The organism is Inquilinus sp. (assembly GCF_039594555.1).
Classification (GTDB): domain Bacteria; phylum Pseudomonadota; class Alphaproteobacteria; order DSM-16000; family Inquilinaceae; genus Inquilinus.
The window spans coordinates 1-7,543 of the sequence record NZ_JBCNNF010000339.1; the positions used below are offsets into that span (position 1 = coordinate 1).

Below are 7,543 nucleotides of genomic sequence, written 5' to 3' on the forward strand. Positions count from 1 at the left end.
GATCAGGCTGGAATCGGGCAGCGGTGCGATCCGGATCACCGCCTCGTACCCCTCCTCCACCAGGTCGACGATGCGATCGCTCAACGTCAGCTCGAGGCTGACCTCGGGATGGGCGCGGAGATAGCCGGCCACCATCGGCATCAGCTCATGCGCGCCGAAGGTCACCGGCGCATTCACCCGCAGCCGCCCGCGCGGCACGGCGCGCAGATCCTCGGCCAGCGCCTCCGCCGCCTCGGCCTCGGCCAGCACGTTGCGGCAGCGCTCGTAGAAGGCGCGGCCGACCTCGGTCAGGCTCTGCCGCCGCGTGGTGCGGGCCAGCAGCCGGGCGCCGAGGCGATCCTCCAGGAAGCGCACATGCTTGCCCACCATCGGCGCCGACAGGCCCAGCGCCTCGGCTGCGGCGGCGAAGGACCCCGCTTCGACGGCCCGGACGAACACGGCCATGCTGGTCAGGCGGTCCATGACTGGAAACCATTGGTTTCGACTATCGTCACAAAAGGCACATTTATCACGAACCGGAAAGCAATCATATCGGAGGGCGTCCCGTTCACAGGAGCCCGACATGGCCCGCATCGTCCGCATCCACGAACTCGGCGGCCCCGAGGTCCTTCGCATCGACGAGGTCGAGGTGCCGCCGCCCGGCCCCGGCGAGATCCGCCTGCGGGTCAAGGCGATCGGCCTGAACCGTGCCGAATCGATGTTCCGCACCGGCTACTATCCGGAGTCGCCGAATTTCCCGGCCCGGCTGGGCTATGAGGCCGCCGGCGTGGTCGAGGCGCTGGGCCCAGGCGTCACCGGCTTCGCCGTCGGCGACGCGGTCAGCATCGTGCCGCCGCTGTCGATCACCCGCTGGGGCACCTATGGCGAGGTCGCCAATGTCCCGGCCGAGGTGACGGTGAAGCATCCGGCCAGCCTGTCCTGGACCGAGGCCGCCGCCGTCTGGATGCAATACGTCACCGCCTATGGCGCGCTGATCGAGATCGCCGGCCTCGGCCGCGGTGATGCGGTGCTGATCAACGCCGCTTCCAGCAGCGTCGGCCTGGCCGCGATCCAGATCGCCAACCGGATCGGCGCCGTCTCGATCGCCGCCACCCGCACCGCCGCCAAGGCCGCGGCGCTGCGCGATGCCGGCGCCGCCCATGTCATCGTGACCGAGGAGGAGGACCTGGCCGCCCGCGCCCAGGCCATCACTGCCGGGGCCGGAGTTCGGGCGGTGTTCGACCCGGTCGCCGGCCCGGGCGTGAACGCGCTGGCCGAGGCGCTAGGCCATGGCGGCATCCTGATCGAGTATGGCGCGCTGAGCCCCGAGCCGACGCCCTTCCCGCTGTTCCCGGCCCTGGTCAAAGCGCTGGCGGTCCGCGGCTACCAGTACAAGGAGATCGTGTCCGACCCGGCCCGCTTCGACCGTGCCAAGCGCTTCATCACTGAGGGGCTGGCCGACGGGTCGCTGAAGCCGGTGATCGATCGCGTCTTCCCGCTGGACCAGATCGTCGAAGCGACCCGCTACCTCGAATCCAACCAGCAGATCGGCAAGATCGTGATCACGGTCTGAGGCTTCGTGATCCGCACAATCACGTTTCATTAACGCGCAAGGATCTAACGTTTTCCTCGATATCGACCGATGCCAAGGATCAATTCGGGGACTGATCATGCGCACTATCGAACAACCTCCGCCCACCCGGACGACCATCGACTGGGCCCGCCGCTACCTGCAGCGCCTGGACCAACCCCTTGATCCCTGGGAGGCGGATTACTTCCGCAGCGGCTGCAACTTCCTGGCCCGTGATTCGGCCACCGGTGCGATCGCCTGCTGGAAGTCGATGAACCTGCCGATCGACCGGCGGCGCGAGACCTATACTGGGCCGATGGGCACCACACCCCTGACCCGGCAGGAGATGGACCGCCTTTCGGGCCTGCTGGAGAAGCTGGCCGATGGCGAGGACGCCTCGCACCAGGTGGCGGCGCTGCGGCGCTTCCGCTGACCATCGGAGCGGTTGGGGGGACGGATCGCCGGGCGTGGGGCCTTCCCCACGCCCGCGTTCGTTTCCGCCCGGCCTTGTCCCGGCAGGCTTCTGTTCCTCATACTTCCAGCGCCGGCGCAGATCCGGCGAGAGCGGGAGGGAAGCCGAATGATCCGACGCAACGCCATCGGCCGGCCTTGGCTGGCCGCCGCATTCCTGTTGGCCGCCCTGGCCGGTCCCGGCGCCGCCGTGGCGCAGGACAGCTGGATCGGCAGCTGGGGCGCCAGCCCGGCCTTCCCGGTGGGGCCGGAGCTGAGCAACGCCACCGTCCGCCAGCTGGTGCGGATCAGCGCCGGCGGCAGCCAGGTGCGGGTGCGCTTCACCAACGAGACCGGCACCCAGCCGCTGGTGATCGGCGCCGCCACCATCGCCCGGCCCGGCAAGGACGCCGGCTCGATCGACCCGGCCAGCAGCAAGCCGCTGACCTTCGGCGGCGCCACGGCGATCACCGTGCCGCCCGGCGCGCCGGCGATCTCCGACCCGGTCGACCTCGCGGTCTCGCCGCTCGACAGCCTCGCCATCAGCCTGTTCGTGCCGCGCTGGACCGGCCCGTCGGTCGTGCATCCGCTGGGCGTGCAGACCGCCTGGGTCTCGCTGGCCGGCGACAACACGGCGGCGGCCACGTTGCCGGAGGCGACCGACTCGACCATGCGCTTTATGCTGTCGCGGGTCGAGGTGGCGGCTCAGGGCGGCACGGTGGTGACCCTCGGCGATTCGATCACCGACGGCTACGGCTCGGGCACCGACGCCAATCGCCGCTGGCCCGACATCCTGGCGGAGCGCCTGTCCAAGGCCGGCGGCCCGGCCGTCGGCGTGGTCAATTCCGGCATCAGCGGCAACCGCGTGCTGCACGACCTGCCGGAGCAGCTGTTCGGCCCCAGCGCGCTGTCGCGCTTCGACCGCGACGTGCTGTCGGTGCCCGGCGTGCGCTGGGTGGTGATCATGGAGGGCATCAACGACATCGGCCATTCCGGCTCCGCCGGCCTGCCCGAGCAGGCGGTGTCGGCCGAGCAGATCATCGGCGGGCTGCGCCAGATCGTGGCCCGGGCCCATGCCGCCGGGCTGAAGGCCTATTGCGCCACGCTGACGCCCTATGAGGACACGGTCTTCGCCCACTACTACAGCGCCGAGGGCGAGGCCAAGCGCCAGGCGGTGAACCAGTGGATCCGCACCGGCAAGGGCTGCGACGCGGTGATCGATTTCGACTCCGTGGTCCGCGACCCCGCCCAGCCGTCGAAGCTGAAGGCGGAGTTCGACGTCGGCGACCACCTGCACCCGAACGCTGCAGGCTATGAGGCGATGGCGAATTCGGTGGATCTGGGGCTGTTCCGCTAGGGTCAGCCCCATCCCCGCTTCTTGCCGCAGGACGGTCCGATTTCTGCCGGTTTTCCCCTGACAGATGACGTGCAGCGCAAGCAATGGGGGAAATCATCGTGAATTCGATACAACCGAGCCTGTGGCACAGGCTGCGGCAGCCGCTGATCGCCATGCTGCTGGGCATCCTGCCTCTCTGGCTGTTCGTGGGCATGTCGCAGACCACGACCGTCAACGGCCAGGTGGTGCAGGATTCGAGCCTGAACCTGCTGGGCGTGATCCTGGCCATCGCAGGCCTGGTCATGGTCTTCAAGATGCTGCGCGACGATAGGTCGTACGGCCGCCAGCCGCGCTGGTGGCCGCGGACCATCCTGGCGATCCTGGCCGGGCTGGTCTGCGCCCTCCAGGTCGTGCAGTCGCTCGGCCTCTACCGGTTCGTCCTCTAACAGCGATATCGGCCCGATCAGAAGGGCCGGGCGGCGGATGATTTCTGCTATACCCGGCCCCATGAGCAGCGACCGTCTTCCGACCGATATCTGGATCCAGGCGCATCTGCGCCGGCTGGGGCAGGACGCCATTCCGGCCTATGTCGTCCGCAAGGGCGACCCGCGCGCCGGCCTGCTGATCCTGAAGCTGAACCTGGGCCGGGAAGGCTGCCGGGTGCTGAGCCAGTCGCGCGACCTGGACGGCGCCCTCGCATGGCTGCCCGCCAAGGGCGGCGAGGTCCTGGCAGAGGCCGAAGCCGATGCCTATATTGCCCGTGCGGTCCAGCGCGATCCCGACCTGTGGGTGGTCGAGATCGAGGATCGCGAGGGCCGGCACCCTTTCGAGGGCAAGGTCCTCTGACAGACCGGGCCTCACCGCCCTGCCCCGCCCGCCAGCCAATGGACACCGCCGGCCGCATGGACTCGCACGCCACCGACAGCACCGCCGCCCTCGCCGACAACCCGCTGGTCGCGCCCTCGCCGTTGCAGGACCAGGCGGTGCCGTTCGACCGCATCGAGGTCGCGCATTACCTGCCGGCGCTGGATCATGCGATCGCCGAGGCCAAGGGTCGGATCGAGGAGATTCTGGCCAACCCGGCGGCGCCGGATTTCGAGAACACCATCGTGGCGCTGGAGCAGGCGGGCCAGGAGGTCGACCGCGTCTCCTCCGTCTTCTACAACCAGCTCTCGGCCAAGACGTCGGACGAGCTGCAGGCGCTGGCGGCCGATTTCGGCGCGAAGAGCGCCAATTTCTCCTCCGACGTCTCGCTCGATCCGCGCGTCTTCGCCCGGGTCAAGGCGGTGTGGGACAAGCGGAACGGCCTCGGCCTGTCCGGCGAGAAGGCGCGGCTGCTGGACGACACCTATAGCGGCTTCGTCCGCAACGGCGCCCTGCTGTCGGACAATGAGAAGGGCGAGTTGCGGTCGATCGACGAGCGGCTGGCCAAGCTGACGCCGGACTTTCAGCACAATGTGCTGAAGGCCACCAACGCCTTCACCCTTTGGATCGAGGACGAGGCCGACCTTGCCGGCCTGCCCGAGGGCGCGGTCAAGGCGGCGAAGCTGGCGGCGGAAGAGCGCGACCGGGCCGATGCCTGGGTGTTCACGCTCGACGCCCCGAGCTACGTCCCGTTCATGACCTATGCCGACCGCCGCGAGTTGCGCGAGACGATGTGGCGCGCCTTCAACGCCCGCGCCTTCGGCGGTGAGTTCGACAACCAGCCGCTGGTCCAGGAGATCGCGGCGCTGCGCTTCCAGCGCGCCAAGCTGCTGGGCTATCCGACCCATGCCGCCTTCGTGCTGGAAAAGCGCATGGCGGAGACGCCGGCTTCCGTGCACGCCTTCCTCGACCGGCTGCTGGCGGCGTCGAAGCCGGCGGCGGAGCGCGACCTGGCCGACATCCAGGCGCACGCCAGATCGCTGGGCGGCCCCGAGCCGCTGCAGCCCTGGGACGTCGGCTACTATTCCGAGAAGCTGAAGCAGCACCGCTTCGATTTCGACGAGGAGGCGCTGCGGCCCTATTTCCCGCTGCAGCAGGTGATCGACGGCGTGTTCGAGCATTGCCGCCGGCTGTACGGCCTGGTGTTCCGCCCGTCGGACGCCTATCCGGTCTGGCACCCGGATGTGAAGGCTTACGAGGTCTATGACGAGGCCGAGGACCGCTATGTCGGCCTGTTCTATGCCGACTTCTTCCCGCGCGCCTCGAAGCGCAACGGCGCCTGGATGACCACCTATCGCGACCAGGGCCTGTACAGCGACGGCATCAAGCGGCCGCATGTCGCCATCGTCTGCAACTTCACCAAGCCGACGGCGGACCGGCCCTCGCTCCTCTCCTATGACGAGGTCCGGACCTTCTTCCACGAGATGGGCCACGCCCTGCACGGCCTGCTGTCGCGCTGTACCTACCGGTCGCTGGGCGGCACCAACGTCTACTGGGATTTCGTCGAGCTGCCGTCGCAGATCTTCGAGAACTGGGTGCAGGAGAAGGACGGGCTGGACCTGTTCGCCCGGCACTACCGGACCGGAGAGCCGATGCCGGCCGACCTGGTGCAGAAGATCCGCGACAGCGCCCGCTTCATGGCCGGCTGGCAGTCCCTGCGCCAGACGTCCTTCGCCATGCTCGACATGGCCTGGCACGACGGCGACCCGACCACGATCGGCTCGGTGCCGGAGTTCGAGCGCGCCGCCACCGCCCGCGCCCAGGTGCTGCCGCCGATCCCGGAGGCCAACACCTCCTCCGGCTTCAGCCATATCTTCGGCGGTGGCTACGCCGCCGGCTACTACAGCTACAAATGGGCCGAGGTGCTGGACGCCGATGCCTTCGAGCTGTTCCGCGAGAAGGGCCTGTTCGACCCGGAGACAGCGAAGAGCTTCAAGGAGAACGTGCTGGAGCGCGGCGGCACCGAGCATCCGATGGAGCTGTACAAGCGCTTCCGCGGCCGCGAGCCGGACCCGGATGCGCTGCTGCGGCGGGACGGGCTGATGTAGCCCCGGGGCTTTCCCGTTTTCCGCCCGTTTTTGGCAGGCCGCCGTCGCGCGGCCTGCTTTTGCATTGTATGACTGTCCCCGCCATGCCTGAGAACATCGACCCGATCGACCGCCGCCGCACTTTCGCGATCATCGCCCACCCGGACGCCGGCAAGACCACGCTGACCGAGAAGCTGCTGCTGTTCGGCGGCGCCATCCAGATGGCCGGCGCCGTCAAGGCTCGCGGCGAACAGCGCCGCGCCCGGTCGGACTGGATGAAGGTGGAGCGGGAGCGCGGCATCTCGGTCACCGCCTCGGTGATGACCTATGACTATGACGGCCACACCTTCAACCTGCTGGACACGCCGGGCCACGAGGATTTCTCGGAGGACACCTACCGCACGCTGACGGCGGTCGACAGCGCGGTGATGGTGATCGACGCCGCCAAGGGCATCGAGGACCAGACCCGGAAGCTGTTCGAGGTCTGCCGCATGCGGAACGTGCCGATCACGACCTTCATCAACAAGATGGACCGTGAGAGCCGCGATCCCTTCGAGCTGCTCGACCAGATCGAGCAGGAGCTGCAGCTGCACGTCACCCCGGCGACCTGGCCGATCGGCAGCGGCCGCGGCTTCCTGGGCTGCTACGATCTGTTCCACGACCGGCTGGTGCTGATGGCCAAGGGCTCCAAGGGCGCCCTGCCCGAGGAGGGCGAGACCTGCACCGGGCTGGACGACCCGAAGCTGGACGCGCTGCTGCCGGCGGACGCCGTGGCGACGCTGCGCGAGCAGGTGGAGATGGCGCGCGGCCTGTGCCCGGATTTCGATCTGGAGATGTTCCGCGAGGGCCATCTGACGCCGGTGTTCTTCGGCTCCGCGGTCAACAATTTCGGCGTACGCGAGCTCTTGGACGGCATCGGAGCCCTGGCCCCCTCGCCCCGGCCGCAGCCGACCGCGGACCGGCTGGTCGACCCGGAGGAGGACAACGTCTCGGCCTTCGTGTTCAAGATCCAGGCCAACATGGATCCGAAGCACCGCGACCGCATCGCCTTCGTCCGCCTCGCCTCCGGCCATTTCAAGCGCGGCATGAAGCTGAAGCATGTCCGCTCCGGCAAGGTGATGAACATGCACAACCCGGTGCTGTTCCTGGCCCAGGACCGCGAGCTGGCGGAGGAGGCCTGGGCCGGCGACATCGTCGGCATCCCCAACCACGGCAACCTGCGCATCGGCGACGCGCTGACCGAGGGCGAGGATCTGC

At 68.7% G+C, this 7,543-nt stretch carries 8 protein-coding genes; 7 read left to right on the top strand and 1 reads right to left on the bottom strand.

What is annotated here, in order from left to right; translation table 11 throughout:
• A partial coding sequence (locus ABDW35_RS27565; protein WP_343717059.1) for a LysR family transcriptional regulator occupies window positions 1-462 on the bottom strand: 462 nt, incomplete at its 3' end.
• A 100-nt stretch (window positions 463-562) separates the two neighbouring features.
• Between ABDW35_RS27565 and ABDW35_RS27570 the strand changes: the two genes are divergently transcribed.
• The 7 genes from ABDW35_RS27570 to ABDW35_RS27600 form a co-directional block, all read left to right on the top strand.
• Window positions 563-1,552, top strand: a complete 990-nt coding sequence (locus tag ABDW35_RS27570; protein ID WP_343717060.1) for a zinc-dependent alcohol dehydrogenase family protein — start codon at window positions 563-565, stop codon at window positions 1,550-1,552.
• A 97-nt stretch (window positions 1,553-1,649) separates the two neighbouring features.
• Window positions 1,650-1,982, top strand: a complete 333-nt coding sequence (locus tag ABDW35_RS27575; protein ID WP_343717061.1) for a hypothetical protein — start codon at window positions 1,650-1,652, stop codon at window positions 1,980-1,982.
• A 147-nt stretch (window positions 1,983-2,129) separates the two neighbouring features.
• On the top strand, window positions 2,130-3,356 hold the full coding sequence (locus tag ABDW35_RS27580; RefSeq protein ID WP_343717062.1) for an SGNH/GDSL hydrolase family protein: 1,227 nt from the start codon (window positions 2,130-2,132) through the stop codon (window positions 3,354-3,356).
• Window positions 3,357-3,454: 98 nt separating this feature from the next.
• Window positions 3,455-3,781: a hypothetical protein gene (locus tag ABDW35_RS27585; protein ID WP_343717063.1), complete on the top strand. Its 327-nt coding sequence runs from the start codon at window positions 3,455-3,457 to the stop codon at window positions 3,779-3,781.
• Between the two features lie 61 nt (window positions 3,782-3,842).
• A complete protein-coding gene (locus tag ABDW35_RS27590) occupies window positions 3,843-4,181 on the top strand; it encodes a DUF1491 family protein (protein ID WP_343717064.1) in 339 nt (112 codons plus the stop codon).
• A gap of 56 nt (window positions 4,182-4,237) precedes the next feature.
• Window positions 4,238-6,307, top strand: coding sequence for a M3 family metallopeptidase (locus tag ABDW35_RS27595; protein WP_343717065.1), 2,070 nt, complete (start codon window positions 4,238-4,240; stop codon window positions 6,305-6,307).
• A gap of 83 nt (window positions 6,308-6,390) precedes the next feature.
• Window positions 6,391-7,543, top strand: a 1,153-nt coding sequence (locus tag ABDW35_RS27600) for a peptide chain release factor 3 (RefSeq protein ID WP_343717066.1), incomplete at its 3' end; no start/stop codon positions are given.

Excerpts from the sequence above, each read along its gene's own strand:
- ABDW35_RS27570 (WP_343717060.1), top strand. The coding sequence starts at position 563 with ATGGCCCGCATCGTCCGCATCCACGAACTCGGCGGCCCCGAGGTCCTT.
- ABDW35_RS27575 (WP_343717061.1), top strand. The coding sequence starts at position 1,650 with ATGCGCACTATCGAACAACCTCCGCCCACCCGGACGACCATCGACTGG.
- ABDW35_RS27580 (WP_343717062.1), top strand. The coding sequence starts at position 2,130 with ATGATCCGACGCAACGCCATCGGCCGGCCTTGGCTGGCCGCCGCATTC.
- ABDW35_RS27590 (WP_343717064.1), top strand. The coding sequence starts at position 3,843 with ATGAGCAGCGACCGTCTTCCGACCGATATCTGGATCCAGGCGCATCTG.
- ABDW35_RS27595 (WP_343717065.1), top strand. The coding sequence starts at position 4,238 with ATGGACTCGCACGCCACCGACAGCACCGCCGCCCTCGCCGACAACCCG.